Origin of the sequence: Nocardia sp. NPDC059228, assembly GCF_042754245.1 — a bacterium.
In the GTDB taxonomy this organism is placed as follows: Bacteria; Actinomycetota; Actinomycetes; order Mycobacteriales; family Mycobacteriaceae; genus Nocardia.
On sequence record NZ_JBHZAL010000009.1, the window covers coordinates 237785 to 252232 of the forward strand.

General features: G+C 66.9%; 12 protein-coding genes and 2 rRNA genes. 5 read left to right on the forward strand and 9 right to left on the reverse strand.

The features are described 5' to 3' along the window. Positions 1-11 precede the first annotated feature (11 nt). Together ACFXKA_RS17385 and glgB are read left to right on the forward strand one after the other, a co-directional pair. Positions 12-2015 (forward strand): alpha-1,4-glucan--maltose-1-phosphate maltosyltransferase, encoded by a 2004-nt coding sequence (locus ACFXKA_RS17385; protein WP_379427982.1) that lies wholly within the window; start codon positions 12-14, stop codon positions 2013-2015. An 88-nt stretch (positions 2016-2103) separates the two neighbouring features. Further along, positions 2104-4257, forward strand: coding sequence for a 1,4-alpha-glucan branching protein GlgB (glgB, locus tag ACFXKA_RS17390; protein WP_379427994.1), 2154 nt, complete (start codon positions 2104-2106; stop codon positions 4255-4257). Between the two features lie 57 nt (positions 4258-4314). Here the strand turns inward: glgB and ACFXKA_RS17395 are convergent, their stop codons facing one another. Beyond that, positions 4315-4935: a TIGR03086 family metal-binding protein gene (locus ACFXKA_RS17395; protein WP_379427983.1), complete on the reverse strand. Its 621-nt coding sequence runs from the start codon at positions 4933-4935 to the stop codon at positions 4315-4317. A gap of 119 nt (positions 4936-5054) precedes the next feature. Here ACFXKA_RS17395 and ACFXKA_RS17400 point away from each other — a divergent pair, with 119 nt between their 5' ends. Next, a complete protein-coding gene (locus ACFXKA_RS17400; RefSeq protein ID WP_379427984.1) occupies positions 5055-6416 on the forward strand; it encodes a TrpB-like pyridoxal phosphate-dependent enzyme in 1362 nt (453 codons plus the stop codon). Positions 6417-6488: 72 nt separating this feature from the next. Here the strand turns inward: ACFXKA_RS17400 and ACFXKA_RS17405 are convergent, their stop codons facing one another. From ACFXKA_RS17405 to ACFXKA_RS17415, 3 genes are all read right to left on the reverse strand, one after another. After that, positions 6489-7349 carry a tetratricopeptide repeat protein gene (locus ACFXKA_RS17405; protein WP_379427995.1) on the reverse strand — a complete coding sequence of 287 codons (861 nt, stop codon included), beginning with the start codon at positions 7347-7349 and terminating at the stop codon, positions 6489-6491. 58 nt (positions 7350-7407) lie between these two features. Further along, positions 7408-7779 (reverse strand): DUF3817 domain-containing protein, encoded by a 372-nt coding sequence (locus ACFXKA_RS17410; RefSeq protein ID WP_354850166.1) that lies wholly within the window; start codon positions 7777-7779, stop codon positions 7408-7410. A gap of 138 nt (positions 7780-7917) precedes the next feature. Then, complete coding sequence (locus ACFXKA_RS17415; protein WP_379427985.1) at positions 7918-9102, reverse strand: acetyl-CoA C-acetyltransferase; 1185 nt, start codon at positions 9100-9102, stop codon at positions 7918-7920. Between the two features lie 113 nt (positions 9103-9215). Here ACFXKA_RS17415 and mce point away from each other — a divergent pair, with 113 nt between their 5' ends. Continuing rightward, positions 9216-9686 carry a methylmalonyl-CoA epimerase gene (mce, locus tag ACFXKA_RS17420; protein ID WP_354850160.1) on the forward strand — a complete coding sequence of 157 codons (471 nt, stop codon included), beginning with the start codon at positions 9216-9218 and terminating at the stop codon, positions 9684-9686. 86 nt (positions 9687-9772) lie between these two features. Beyond that, the gene (locus ACFXKA_RS17425; RefSeq protein ID WP_354850157.1) at positions 9773-10744 is read left to right on the forward strand and encodes a hypothetical protein; all 972 of its coding nucleotides are present in this window, start codon (positions 9773-9775) and stop codon (positions 10742-10744) included. 192 nt (positions 10745-10936) lie between these two features. On the opposite strand, the gene ACFXKA_RS17430 is transcribed toward ACFXKA_RS17425, so the two are convergent. The 5 genes from ACFXKA_RS17430 to ACFXKA_RS17450 form a co-directional block, all read right to left on the reverse strand. Next, positions 10937-11242: an ATP/GTP-binding protein gene (locus ACFXKA_RS17430; protein WP_354850154.1), complete on the reverse strand. Its 306-nt coding sequence runs from the start codon at positions 11240-11242 to the stop codon at positions 10937-10939. Between the two features lie 10 nt (positions 11243-11252). Next, entirely contained in the window at positions 11253-11930 is a 678-nt protein-coding gene (nucS, locus tag ACFXKA_RS17435; RefSeq protein ID WP_354850151.1) for an endonuclease NucS, read from the reverse strand. A 23-nt stretch (positions 11931-11953) separates the two neighbouring features. Further along, the gene (locus ACFXKA_RS17440; RefSeq protein WP_379427986.1) at positions 11954-12676 is read right to left on the reverse strand and encodes a rhomboid-like protein; all 723 of its coding nucleotides are present in this window, start codon (positions 12674-12676) and stop codon (positions 11954-11956) included. Between the two features lie 157 nt (positions 12677-12833). After that, positions 12834-12950 (reverse strand): 5S ribosomal RNA (gene rrf / locus ACFXKA_RS17445). A gap of 105 nt (positions 12951-13055) precedes the next feature. Beyond that, positions 13056-14448: ribosomal RNA gene (locus ACFXKA_RS17450) — 23S ribosomal RNA — on the reverse strand; the annotation flags it as partial.

The following is a 14448-nucleotide window of genomic DNA, read 5'->3' on the forward strand; positions in this document are numbered from 1 at the left end:
AGTTCGAGGGCGTGACCGGCCGCATCGCCATCGATGACACCGCCCCCGTGATTCCCGGCGGCCGGCCGACCAAGGCCGTGGTCGGCGAGGTCGTCCCGGTGCGAGCGGTGGTCTGGCGCGAAGGCCACGAGGCGGTCGCCGCCACGCTGGCGGTGCAGGCCCCGGGTTCTACACGCACGCACCGCATTCGCATGAGCCCGGAGTACGAGCCGGACGTGTTCAACGCGGTGTTCACCCCGACCATGACGGGGCGCTGGACCTTTCGGATCGAGGGCTGGAGCGATCCCCTCGCCACCTGGCGGTCCGGGGTCGAGGCCAAGCTCGCCGTCGGGCAGAGCGCCGTCGATCTGGCCAATGATCTGGAGACCGGAGCCCGGCTGCTGGAGCGGGCCGCGCTCGCGGTCCCGAAGCGGCAGTGGGAGATCCTGCGTGCCGCGGCCGCCGCGCTGCGCAGCGACGCGCAGCTGCCCGCCCGGGTCGCCGCCGCCTTCGGCGCCGAGGTCGGCGAGATCCTGCGGGCAACACCGTTGCGGGAGTTCGTGACTCACGGACCACTGCACACCGTGCAGGTGGAGCGGCAGCGGGCGCTGGTTGGAGCGTGGTACGAGTTCTTCCCGCGGTCGACCGGCGGCTGGGACGCCGAGGGCCGGCCCGTGCACGGCACCTTCGCCACCGCCGCCAAGGATCTGCCCCGTATTGCCGCCATGGGCTTCGACGTGGTGTACCTGCCGCCGATCCACCCCATCGGCACGGTGAATCGCAAGGGGCCCAACAACTCCCTGACCGCGGGACCCGCGGATGTCGGCTCGCCGTGGGCCATCGGCTCGGCGGAGGGCGGGCACGACGCCATCCACCCGCTGCTGGGCACCGAGGCGGACTTCCTCGACTTCGTCGCGGCCGCACAGGAATTGGGGATGGAGGTGGCGCTGGACCTGGCGCTGCAGTGCGCGCCCGACCATCCGTGGGTGGCGGCGCATCCGGAGTGGTTCACCACGCTGCCGGACGGCACCATCGCGTACGCGGAGAATCCGCCGAAGAAGTATCAGGACATCTATCCGCTCAATTTCGACGACGAGCCCGACGGGCTCTACGCCGAGGTGCTGCGGGTGGTGCGGCATTGGATCGGCCTGGGCGTCACCGTGTTCCGGGTCGACAATCCGCACACCAAACCGGCGGATTTCTGGGAATGGCTGATCGCTGAAGTGCACCGGAAGAACCCGGAGATCATCTTCCTGTCGGAGGCATTCACCCGTCCCGCGCGTATGTACGGTCTGGCGCGGCGCGGATTCAGCCAGTCCTACACGTATTTCACCTGGCGCACCCACAAACACGACCTCGAGGAATTCGGCCGGGAATTGGCCGCCAAGGCCGATGAGGCCCGGGCCAATCTGTTCGTGAACACCCCCGACATCCTGCACGAGAGCCTGCAGTACGGCGGGCCCGGCATGTTCGCGATCCGCGCGGTGCTGGCCGCGACGCTCGGGGCTACCTGGGGCGTGTACTCGGGCTTCGAGCTGTACGAACACCAGTCGGTGCAGCAGGGCAGCGAGGAGTACCTGGACTCCGAGAAATACCAGCTGCGGCCACGCCGTTTCGCCGAGGCGGCCGCGCGCGGGGAATCCCTGGAGCCGTGGCTGACCCGGCTCAACGAGATCCGGCGCGCGCATCCCGCGCTGCAGCAGGTGCGCTGCATCCACTTCCATTACGTGGACAACGATGCGCTGCTGGCGTTCTCGAAGCTCGACCCCACCACCGGCGACGCGGTGCTCGTGGTGGTGAACCTGAACCCGTTCGGCGCCGAGCAGGGCATGGTCTCGCTCGACCTGCCCGCCATCGGCCGCGAATGGCACGACCGGCCGACGGTGTACGACGAGGTCACCGGCGAGGAATACCACTGGGGCCAGAGCAATTACGTGCGCCTGGACCCGGCCCGGGTGGCGGCCCACATTCTCGTACTGCCGCCGGTGCCGGCCGCCGCGCGCCCCGAACTGGCCTTCCGCCGGTCGTTCCGATGATAGGCGCGGCCGGCGGCACGGCGGCGACCGAGCGAAGAACCCCGCGCCCGGCCCCGCACGGGGGCGGGATGTGAATCGGCGCGATCTCATGCTGCTGGCGGCCGGAACCCACCCCGACCCGCATACCGTGCTGGGCGCACACCCGCATGCCGGCGGGACCGTCATCCGCGTGCTGCGGCCACACGCTGTTTCGGTGGCGGCCCGGATCGGCGGCGTGGATCATCCACTGGCGCACAGTGATCACGGGGTGTTCGAGGCGGTGCTGCCGTTCCCGGAGCTGTGGGACTACCGCATCGTCAGCTCCTACCCGGGCGGGCGCACGGTGGTGGACGCGGACGGGTACCGCTTCCTGCCCACCCTCGGCGACGTCGATCTGCACCTGCTCGGCGAGGGCCGGCACGAGCGGCTCTGGGAGGTGCTGGGCGCGCACCCGAAGCGCTACCCCACCCTCGACGGCGAGGTATCCGGCACGGCCTTCGCGGTGTGGGCCCCCAACGCGCGGGGCGTGGCGGTAATCGGGGATTTCGACGGATGGAGCGGAAACACCGCCCCCATGCGGAAACTCGGCGATTCCGGGGTGTGGGAGCTGTTCCTGCCCGGCATCGAGGCCGGGGCGCTGTACAAGTACCGCGTGCACGGGGCGGACGGACGCACCGTCGACCACGCCGATCCGATGGCCTACGCCACCGAGGTCCCGCCCGCGACCGCGTCGGTCGTCACCGCGAGCGAATTCGCCTGGGGTGACGCCGAATGGCTGCGGGCGCGGGCCCGCACCGATCCGCTGCGCGCGCCGGTCAGCGTCTACGAGGTGCATCTGGGTTCGTGGCGGCCGGGGCTCGGATATCGCGAGATCGCCGAGCAGCTGGCGGAATACGTGCTCGCCCAGGGATTCACACATGTCGAGCTGCTGCCGGTGGCCGAGCATCCCTTCGGCGGCTCCTGGGGTTACCAGGTCACCTCCTATTACGCGCCGACCGCCCGCTTCGGCTCCCCCGACGACTTCCGGTTCCTGGTGGATCACCTGCACCGCAGCGGAATCGGCGTCATCCTCGACTGGGTGCCCGCGCACTTCCCGCGGGACGAGTGGGCGCTGGCCCGATTCGACGGCACCGCCCTCTACGAGCACGCCGATCCGCGCCGCGGCGAGCAACTCGACTGGGGCACCTACGTTTTCAACTTCGGGCGCCACGAGGTCCGCAACTTCCTCGTCGCCAATGCGCTGTACTGGATCGAGGAGTTCCATATCGACGGCCTGCGCGTGGACGCCGTGGCCTCGATGCTCTACCTGGACTACTCCCGCCCGGACTGGGAGCCGAACATCCACGGCGGCCGCGAGAATCTGGAGGCCGTCGCCTTCCTGCAGGAAATGAACGCGACCGTGCACAAGCACCATCCGGGCGTGCTGACGGTGGCCGAGGAGTCCACCACCTGGCCGGGTGTCACCCGCGCCACCGAGGTCGGCGGCCTGGGCTTCACCATGAAATGGAATATGGGGTGGATGCACGACACGCTCGGGTATCTCGCCCACGATCCGGTGTACCGGACCTGGCACCACAACGAGGTCACCTTCTCGCTGACCTATGCCTGGAGCGAGAACTACGTGCTGCCCATCAGCCACGACGAGGTGGTCTACGGCAAGGGGACGCTGTGGACCCGCATGCCCGGCGACGATTTCACCAGGGCGAGCGGGGTCCGCGCGTTGCTGGCCTACATGTGGGCGCATCCGGGCAAACAGCTGTTGTTCATGGGCCAGGAATTCGGTCAGTTCCGGGAGTGGGACCACGATCGCGGACTGGATTGGCACGAGCTGGAAAACCCTCTGCACCAGGGCATTCAGCGGCTGGTCGGGGACCTCAACCGGCGGTATGCCGCCAATCCCGCACTGTGGAGCCAGGATACGTCGCCGGGCGGCTACTCCTGGATCGACGCCGACGACCGCGACAACAATGTGCTGTCGTTCCTGCGCTACGGCACCGACGGATCCATTCTCGCCTGCGTCTACAACTTCTCGGGCCGTCAGCTCGACGGCTATCGCATCGGATTGCCCGGGCCCGAACCGGATTCGTGGTACGAGGTGCTGAACACCGATGCCATCGCCTATGGCGGCAGTGGCACGGGCAATGCCGACGTGATCGCCGCCGAGCCCGCGCCCTGGCACGGCCGCCCGGTGTCGGCCGCCCTGACCCTGGCGCCGAACAGCGCCGTCTGGTTGTCGAAGACGCCACCGGCCGGCACCGAGTAGGACGACCGGTTCCTACCGGACGGGAGCGAGGAACCATCTACGGGAGCGCACGCCCGATCACTCCGGCCAGCCGGGCGCGCGGCCCAGCACAGCCAGGATCCGATCCAGCCCGGACGCCTCCGGCACGGCGACCTCGGGCGCGAACGACGAGCCCGGCCGTTCCCGCTCCGGACCGCGCGGCACCGCCTCGGCCACCGGCAGCCCCGCGCTCAGCAGGTCCGCGTCGAATTCCACGGTCTGTCCGAGCGCCCGCGCCACATCCCAGGCGTGCACGATGTAGTCGATGAAGTGAAAGCTGATGGCCAGCGGCGCGGGAATCACGATGCCGTCGCGGACCTCCGGCAGTGGGAACTGCCGTTCCAGGACGCCCGGCCGGGCGAAGGTGGCCAGCACGTGCTCGGCCGCCTCCCGGTACTCACCGATCGGATCGTCGCCGAGCGGCTGCGGCTTCCACAGCGCGAGATCGCTCTCGCCGCGGGCGGCGGCCGCGAAGCCGTAATGCTGAACGATCATGTGCTCCAGCAGGTCTCGCAGCGTCCAGCCTGCGCAGGGCGTGGGTGCGTCCAGATCGGCGGGGGTGAGTCCCGCCACCACCTCGATGCTGGTGCGCACCGCGCGGGCGTCCAGCGCGAGCAGTTCGGTTCCCGAGGCCAGCAATTCTTCGTACGTGCTTATCATACGCATCAGCTTACTAATTTCCGTGCGCCCGCGACAGAGACAATCCGGCGAATTCCACACCAACTGGTCCACTGCGAGAGCAGTCTGGACAGACAGCCGTTTCGAGCCGGGAGGGTCCCGTGGACGAGCGCACCAAGATCACGCTGGACGAATCCGAGATCCCGAGGCGTTGGTACAACGTCATCCCGGACCTGCCCGCACCACCGCCGCCCCCACTGCATCCCGGCACCGGACAGCCGGTCGGGCCCGAGGATCTGGCCCCGCTGTTCCCGATGGAGCTCATCCGGCAGGAGGTGAGCGGTGACCGCTACCTCGACATCCCGGACGAGGTCATCGATGTCTACCGCCTCTGGCGGCCGACGCCACTGTTCCGGGCGCGACGGCTGGAGAAGGCGCTCGGCACTCCGGCCCGAATTTATTACAAATACGAGGGCGTCTCCCCCGCCGGCTCACACAAGCCGAATACCGCTGTGCCGCAGGCGTTCTACAACGCCGCCGCGGGCACCCGGCGACTGACCACCGAGACCGGCGCGGGCCAGTGGGGCAGCGCGCTCGCCTTCGCCTGCGCGCAATACGGCATCGACTGCGAGGTGTGGATGGTGCGCGCCTCCTACGACCAGAAACCGCACCGGCGCACGCTCATGCAGACCTGGGGCGCGACCGTGCACGCCAGCCCCTCGCCGATCACCGCCGCGGGCGCGAAAATCCTTGCCGACCACCCGGATTCACCCGGCAGCCTGGGCATCGCCATCAGCGAGGCGGTGGAGGTGGCCACGGCCGACCCGGCAACCCGCTACGCGCTGGGCAGCGTGCTCAATCATGTACTGCTGCACCAGACCGTCATCGGGGAGGAGGCGCTGAAACAGTTCGCCGCGGCGGGTGAACGCCTGCCCGATCTGATCATCGGCTGCACCGGCGGCGGCTCCAACTTCGCGGGACTGTTCCTGCCCTTCCTGCGCGAAAAGCTCGCGGGCCGAGCCGATCCGGTGATCCGGGCCGTCGAGCCCGCCGCGTGCCCGTCGTTCACGCGCGGCATCTACGCCTACGACTTCGCCGACACCGCCGGCTTCACCCCACTGATGAAGATGCACACCCTGGGCCACGACTTCATCCCCGATCCGGTGCATGCGGGCGGGCTGCGGTATCACGGCATGTCGCCGCTGCTGTCGCACATGTACGAGCTGGGATTGTTCGAGGCGGCGGCGAAGCAGCAGCGCGAATGCTTCGCCGCGGCCGTCACCTTCGCGAAGGCCGAGGGTATCCTTCCGGCCCCCGAGCCCTCTCACGCGCTGGCGGCCGTCATCGAAGAGGCGAGGCGCTGCACCGAATCCGGTGAAGAGAAGGTTCTGCTCACCGCCCTGTGCGGCCACGGCCACTTCGACATGACCGCCTACGAGCGCTATCTCGCAGGCGAAATTCCCGACTTCGAACTCCCCCAGCCCCGTATCGACGCCGCCCTCGCCGGCCTCCCCACCGTCTGAACAGGATCAGGGAGCCCTCGCTGCGGGATTTCGTCCGAATCCCCGCGGTGAGAGCTCCCTGATCTCCAGTCGTCAGTACAGTGCGGCAGCAAGCTTGCGGCGGGCGGCGACCACGATGGGCTCGGCGGGGTCGAAGAGTTCGAAGAGTTCGAGCAGGTGGGTGCGGGCCTTGGTGCGGTCGTCGCCGGCGGTGCGCTTGACCTGGGCGACGAGGCGATCGAAGGCGGCCTCCGGCTGCTGGTTGAACATCTCCAGGTCGGCCGCGGCGATGGCGGCGTCCAGATCGGCCGGGTCGGCGTCGGACTTGGCGACGGCGGCGGGGTCGAGATCCTGTACGCGGGAAAGGAATTGGACCTGACGCAGGGCGGCCTTGGCCTCGGCGTTGTTCGGCTCGGCGGCCAGGATGGCCTCGTACGCGGCGATCGCATTGTCGAATTCGCCGCGCTCCAAGGCCTCTTCGGCGGCGACGAAGCGGGGATCCTCGGGAGCCTCGGGCTCGGCCCCGGCGGCCTCCGCGCCGACGCCGGGGAGCTTGCCGCGCACGGCGTCCACCACGGCGGCGATCCACTGGGTCACCTGCTCCTCCGGCTGGTTGCCGGTGAAGTCGGCGAGCGGCTGGCCCGCGGCCACGGCGACCACGGTCGGAATGCCCTGCACGCCGAAGGCCTGCGCGATGCGCATATTGGCCTCCGCCTCCACGGTGGCCAGATCCCAGTCGCCACCGCTCTGGCCGACCAGCTGCTCCAGCAGCTTCACCAGCTCGATGCTCCCGGGGCTGCGCTGCGAGTACAGCGCCACCACCACCGGCACCTGGGTGGAGCGCCGTAGCACTCGATCCTCGAAATTGGCCTCGGTGACGGCGTGGTCACCCGGGACATCTCCCGCGGCGGCGGCCGGCTGCTTGAGAGCGGACAGGTCCACCGCGCCCGACATGGCGGCGGCTGCGGCGGCGGAGGGACGGCGTGCAGGTCGAGTCACGACATCCAGTTTGTCACGACCGTGCGGCGGCGGGTGCCGCGGCTTGGCTCAGTTCACCCAGCTGACCGGAGTTGATCGCCCACCGCTCGAAGAACACGGACGTGAACGGGACCACCGAGGACAGCAGCGCCAGACCCGTGGTCTTGCCCGGCCATTCGAACTCGCGCGAGGCCAGCAGGCAGTTGATGGCGTAGGCCAGGAACACGATGCCGTGCAGCATGCCGAACACCATCACCGGCCACTTGATCGGCTGATCGGCGATCCCCAGCGCATCCGCGCGCTTCAGGGCCGAGCCGATGAACAGCAGCACCCACGAGGGCACCTCGAGCAGGCCGAAGAAACGCACGCGCTTAGCGACCGTGGACAGGTCGAACAGATCACCCATGGCAACCATTCTGCCCGATGCCTACGACGCCCTGTAGTGGACCTGGTCACATCTGGGACGGGCGCGCTGGATTCCTGGTATGAGAACCGGAACAGCCCCGGCTCACGAGCCGGGGCTGTTCCTCATGAGCGGTTGTCCCTATCGCACGCGGACGATGAGGGCGTCGCCCTGGCCGCCGCCACCGCAGAGCGCGGCCGCGCCGACACCACCGCCGCGGCGCTGCAGCTCGAGCGCCAGGTGCAGGACGATGCGGGCGCCGGACATGCCGAGCGGGTGGCCGATGGAGATGGCGCCGCCATTGACATTGACCTTCTCCGGGTCGATGCCGAGCTTGCGGGTGGAGGCGATGCCGACCGCCGCGAACGCCTCGTTGATCTCGACCAGATCCAGCTCGGCGGGCGAAATGCCTTCCTTGGCACAGGCTTTGGCGATGGCGTTGGCGGGCTGCTCCTGCAGGGTGGAGTCGGGGCCGGCCACGACGCCGGCCGCGCCGATCTCGGCGATCCAGCTCAGACCCAGCTCCTCGGCCTTGGCCTTGGACATGACGACCACCGCGGCCGCGCCGTCGGAGATCTGCGAGGCGGAACCGGCGGTGATGGTGCCGTCCTTGCGGAAGGCCGGACGCAGCTTGCCCAGCGACTCGGCCGTCGTGTCGGCGCGGATGCCCTCGTCCTCGGCGAACTGGATCGGGTCGCCCTTGCGCTGCGGGATCGAGACCGGGGTGACCTCGTCGGCGAAGAGGCCGTTCTTCCAGGCGGCGGCGGCCTTCTGGTGCGAGGCGGCGGCGAAGGCGTCCTGCTCCTCGCGGCTGATGGCGTCGGCGTCATTGCGCTGCTCGGTGAGCGCGCCCATGGCCTGATCGGTGAAGATGTCGTGCAGGCCGTCGTAGGCCATGCTGTCGCGCAGGTTGACGTCGCCGTACTTGTAGCCTTCGCGGCTCTTCTCCAGCAGGTGCGGGGCGTTGGTCATGGACTCTTGGCCTCCGGCCACCACGATCTCGTACTCGCCGGCCCGAATCAGCTGGTCCGCCAGCGCAATTGCATTGATACCGGACAGACACACCTTGTTGACGGTGAGCGCCGGGACATCCATCGGAATACCCGCGGCGACCGCGGCCTGCCGGGCCGGGATCTGGCCCGCGCCCGCGGTGAGCACCTGGCCCATGATCACGTAGTCGACCTGCTCGGGCGCCACCCCACCCTTCTCCAGTGCCGCCTTGATGGCGAACCCGCCCAGGTCGGAGCCGCTGAAGCCCTTCAGCGATCCGAGCAGCCGGCCCACCGGGGTGCGCGCGCCGGAGACGATGACGGAGGTGGTGGTCACGATGAGCCTCGCTTACGTCGTTTGGTGACTGCTCCGCCAACCATCGGAGCCGTACTCAAAGGTAACGTGCGGCGCTCCGGCATCCTTCCGAGGGGCGCGCTACCGTCACTGATGTGAGCAACACAGAGAACACCGGATTCATCCCGTCGGAATACGTCACCGCCGTAGACCACGTCGGAATCGCTGTGCCAGATCTCGATTCGGCGGTGGCCTGGTACCGGGACAATCTCGGCATGGTGGAGACGCATCGCGAGATCAACGAGGCGCAGGGCGTGCACGAGGCCATGCTGTCCGTGCCCGGCACTCCGGCCGGCTCGGTCGCTCTGCAGTTGCTGGCTCCGCTCAACGAGGAGTCGACGATCGCGAAATTCATCGACCGAAACGGGCCTGGCCTGCAGCAGCTCGCGTATCGTGTCACCGATGTCGAGGCTGTTTCCGCGCAACTGCGGGAACGAGGCCTGCGTTTGCTGTACGCAGAGCCGCGCGGCGGCACCGCTGGTTCCCGCATCAATTTCATCCACCCCAAGGATGCTGGCGGTGTGCTGGTGGAACTCGTCGAACCGGCCGCGAAAACTACCCACTAGTACCGTGTTCCGCCCTCCTAAAGAGGGCGTAACAACATTCGCGGTCGGGTCACCATCGGGTGTCGCCAGGCTGTAGTTTGTGGGTCATGTCGTCCACTGAGCCCGATCGTAATCGCTTCGTCGCGCTGCCCTTTACCGTTGTGCGGAAGGGCTATGACCGTGACGAGGTGCGTAACTACTTCGACCGTTTCGATGCCGAGCTGAGGGTCACCGCCACCGACCGCGATGCCGCCGCAGCCCAGGCCCGCAACCTGGCGGCCCAGCTCGAGGATGCCCGGGACGAGATCGACGAGCTCCGTAAGGAGGTCGACCGGCTCTCGGTGCCGCCGACCACCGCCGAAGGCATGTCCGATCGCATCTCCCGCATGCTGCGTCTGGCCTCGGATGAGGCCTCCGAGGTCCGCGCCCAGGCGCAGGCCGAGGCCGCCGAGATGATCTCGATTGCCGAGCAGCAGGCCACCGAAATGCGTGGGAAGTACGAATCGCTCCTCTCCGAGACCAAGGAGAAGCGCGAAGCGCTCGAAATCGAGTTCGAGCAGACTCTCGCGAACGCCCGCTCCGAGTCCGCCAAGATCGTCGAAGCCGCCAATGCCGAGGCCGACCGCCTCACCAAGGAGTCCGAGGCCAAGCGCAAGGCCACGCAGCAGGACTTCGAGGTCACCATGGCGGAGCGGCGCACCAAGCTGACCCGCGCCATGGAGGAGCTGGAGGCCACCTCGCGCGCCGAGGCCGCCCAGCGCATCAAGGACGCCACCGACGAGGCCAACCGCCTCATCACCTCGGCGACCAACACCGCGGATCGAAAGATCGCGCACGCCAAGGAACTTGCCGAGGAGATGCGTGTGCTGCGCGGCCGCGTCCTGGCCCAGCTGCTCGGCATCCGCGGCCAGCTCGACTCGGTCCCGGCCATGCTCGCCGCCGTCAACCGCGAGAGCGAACTGCTCGACGGCGCACCGGAACAGCGCTCCATCCAGAAGGGCGGCCGCAAGGCCATCGCCGACGCTCGCGAAGAGGACGAGATCGTCGACGAGCGCGAGAACGCTGACGTCTCCAGCTAATTCACCGACCGGGCGACAACCCGCATCCGTTCGAAGGCCGCTTCACCTCCGGGGGAAGCGGCCTTCCTTATGTGTCTCGGCGAGCCACCCTCACCCGCGCCCGAAACTGTTGGCGCAGTACGGAATCAGGAGGGCGCAGAGCAGAAAGGTCGCGCTCCAGCCGCCGATACGAGACCCCCCACTTGCCGGGGCTCAAGACCAGCGGCGGGTGATGGTGCGGGTGTTGCGGCCGTTCCAGCAGCCGGTGTGCCAGTGGCGGCGATCGTCTTCGCCGCCGTGGACTGCCCAGGCGACGATGTGCGGTGTGCCCGGTGGGATGACGTGGTCGCAGCCGGGGCACCGGTAGGGCTTGGTGGCGCGGGTGCCGGGGACCGTGCGGACGACGAAGGTCTCGTCGGTCCCGGGACCGTGCTCGGTGCGACCGAAGACGTCGCCCAGGGGGCGCGGGTCCGAGTGGGATCGCGCCGAGTCCTTGGGGCGGGGTTTCCGGCGGGGCATGGTGTCGAGGTTAGAACAGCCGGAACTCGCTGGAGTCGGTGCCGCGCAGGGCATCGTAATCCAGTGTGAGGCAGCGGATGCCGCGGTCGGCGGCAAGAGTCTTGGCCTGCGGCTTGATCTGCTGGGCGGCGAAGACGCCCGCGACGGGAGCCAGCAGCGGGTCGCGATTGAGGAGTTCGAGGTAGCGGGTGAGCTGTTCGACGCCGTCGATCTCACCGCGGCGCTTGATCTCCACCGCCACCGTCGCGCCGTCGGCGTCACGGCACAGGATGTCGACCGGGCCGATGGCGGTCATGTACTCGCGGCGGATCAGGGTGTAGCCGGGACCGAGGGTTTCGATGTGCTCGGCGAGCAACTCCTGCAGGTGCGCCTCGACGCCGTCCTTCACCAGCCCGGGATCGACACCCAGCTCGTGCTTGGAATCCAGCTCGATGTCCTCGACGGTGATGCGCAGTTCCTCGCCGGCCTTGTTGGACACCACCCACAGTTGGGTAGTCTCGGAATCGGTTTCCCGTTCCTCCAGCCAGCACGGCGGACTCATCCAGTTGAGAGGCTTGTAGGAGCCGCCATCGGAATGGACCAGCACCGAACCATCGGCCTTCATCATGAGCAGACGACGGGCCATGGGCAGATGGGCGGTCAGACGGCCAACGTAATCGACCTGGCAACGAGCAATCACAAGGCGCACCGGTCGAGTCTAGTGACCGGGCATCAGCCCAGCAGCATCAGGCAGGCAAAAACGGAACCGCACGCCAGCAAAAGATATTCCGGTACGTTCAAGGGCCGCACCGCCCCGCCCTGCCGGCGGATCGTCAACCGCCCGATGCCCAGACCCAGGCACAGCGCCAGGAAGTGACCCACATTGGTGAAGGTGTGCCAGAGCACCACCCCGCCCAGCGCGAACGCCAGCCAGGTACTCGCCCACACCCACCGGCGATGCGGCGGCAGCACCGCCACCAGCGCACCCACCACGGCCATCGAGCCATAGCTGACGCCGACATCCTCGGCCATCGCGATACTGCCCGGCACCAGCTGCGACTGCACCGCCACCCACAGGCCCACCGCCACCAGCACGGTCGCGCCCACATGGCCGACGAAGAAGGTGTGCACCAGCTTCACGGTCCCGAAGCGCCGCTCCGCCAGAGCGAGCAGGCAGGCCAGCATCGGCACGATCAGGAACACCGTCGCCGCGCCCTCACCCACCAGGAAGGCGCTCGAGAACAGCGTGCCGAGGCGGCCCTTGGTCAGGTTGTTCAAGTTCGTGCTGGCATGCAACACGATTCGCGACTCCCGCGGCGCGCTGACCATGGTCAGGGCCACGGCGCCCACCAGCAGCAGACCCACATAGCTGTAGGTGGCGGGCAGCCACAGAGCAGCCCACCGGAACCGGCGGGCCTGGTCGGCCGGCCGTTGGGGCGCGAGCTGGTGAATCATGCTGTCGATCATTGTCTTCCCGGCCCCATTTGAACTGATTGTTCGCTGGGAGCCTGCTGTGTATCCATACCCTATCCATATGTACCCGGGATACGCGCAAGTACCCCTGGATACGCAGAAGGCCCCCAGCATGAGCTGGGGGCCTTCGCGAAGGATGTTCCGGCGGTGTCCTACTCTCCCACACCCTGTCGAGTGCAGTACCATCGGCGCAGGTGGCCTTAGCTTCCGGGTTCGGAATGGGACCGGGCGTTTCCCCACCGCTATAGCCGCCGTAACTCTATGAAACTGTCACACAGAGAGCCAAACCCCGAGCGGGGCCGTGAGTCTCGGTGATCTGTGTGTTGTTTCAGATACTGCACAGTGGACGCGTAGCTTCTTTGTTGGTAAGTCCTCGGCCTATTAGTACCAGTCACCTACATCTGTTACCAGACTTCCAGTTCTGGCCTATCAACCCAATGGTCTGTTGGGGGCCTTACCCCCTCGAGGGGGTGAGAAACCTCATCTTGGAACAGGCTTCCCGCTTAGATGCTTTCAGCGGTTATCCCTTCCGAACGTGGCCAACCAGCCGTGCTCCTGGCGGAACAACTGGCACACCAGAGGTTCGTCCGTCCCGGTCCTCTCGTACTAGGGACAGCCTTCCTCAAGTTTCTAACGCGCGCGGCGGATAGAGACCGAACTGTCTCACGACGTTCTAAACCCAGCTCGCGTGCCGCTTTAATGGGCGAACAGCCCAACCCTTGGGACCTACTCCAGCCCCAGGATGCGACGAGCCGACATCGAGGTGCCAAACCATCCCGTCGATATGGACTCTTGGGGAAGATCAGCCTGTTATCCCCGGGGTACCTTTTATCCGTTGAGCGACACCGCTTCCACTTGCCGGTGCCGGATCACTAGTCCCGACTTTCGTCCCTGCTCGACCTGTCGGTCTCACAGTCAAGCTCCCTTGTGCACTTGCACTCGACACCTGATTGCCAACCAGGCTGAGGGAACCTTTGGGCGCCTCCGTTACATTTTGGGAGGCAACCGCCCCAGTTAAACTACCCACCAGGCACTGTCCCTGAACCCGATCAGGGTCCGAGGTTAGAGGTCCAATACGATCAGAGTGGTATTTCAACGATGACTCCACCAACACTGGCGTGCCGGTTTCACAGTCTCCCACCTATCCTACACAAACCGTACCGAACACCAATACCAAGCTATAGTGAAGGTCCCGGGGTCTTTTCGTCCTGCCGCGCGTAACGAGCATCTTTACTCGTACTGCAATTTCGCCGAGTCTGTGGTTGAGACAGCTGAGAAGTCGTTACGCCATTCGTGCAGGTCGGAACTTACCCGACAAGGAATTTCGCTACCTTAGGATGGTTATAGTTACCACCGCCGTTTACCGGGGCTTAAATTCTCAGCTTCGCTCCGAAGAGCTAACCGGTCCTCTTAACCTTCCGGCACCGGGCAGGCGTCAGTCCGTATACATCGTCTTACGACTTCGCACGGACCTGTGTTTTTAGTAAACAGTCGCTTCTCACTGGTCTCTGCGACCCAGTACAGCTCCCACCGCAAAGGTGTTCACCAGACCGGGTCCCCCTTCTCCCGAAGTTACGGGGGCATTTTGCCGAGTTCCTTAACCACAGTTATCTCGATCGCCTTAGTATTCTCTACCTGACCACCTGTGTCGGTTTGGGGTACGGGCCGTGTACCAACTCACTAGAGGCTTTTCTCGGCAGCATAGGATCACTGAATTCGCCTCAATCGGCTACGCATCACCTCTCAGGCTCATG

Bases quoted from the DNA above. Each gene is read 5' to 3' on its own strand.
- glgB (WP_379427994.1), top strand. From the start codon at position 2,104: ATGCTGCTGGCGGCCGGAACCCACCCCGACCCGCATACCGTGCTGGGC.
- ACFXKA_RS17395 (WP_379427983.1), bottom strand. From the start codon at position 4,935: ATGATAAGCACGTACGAAGAATTGCTGGCCTCGGGAACCGAACTGCTC.
- ACFXKA_RS17405 (WP_379427995.1), bottom strand. From the start codon at position 7,349: ATGTCGGGCGCGGTGGACCTGTCCGCTCTCAAGCAGCCGGCCGCCGCC.
- ACFXKA_RS17410 (WP_354850166.1), bottom strand. From the start codon at position 7,779: ATGGGTGATCTGTTCGACCTGTCCACGGTCGCTAAGCGCGTGCGTTTC.
- ACFXKA_RS17425 (WP_354850157.1), top strand. From the start codon at position 9,773: ATGTCGTCCACTGAGCCCGATCGTAATCGCTTCGTCGCGCTGCCCTTT.
- ACFXKA_RS17430 (WP_354850154.1), bottom strand. From the start codon at position 11,242: ATGCCCCGCCGGAAACCCCGCCCCAAGGACTCGGCGCGATCCCACTCG.
- ACFXKA_RS17440 (WP_379427986.1), bottom strand. From the start codon at position 12,676: ATGATTCACCAGCTCGCGCCCCAACGGCCGGCCGACCAGGCCCGCCGG.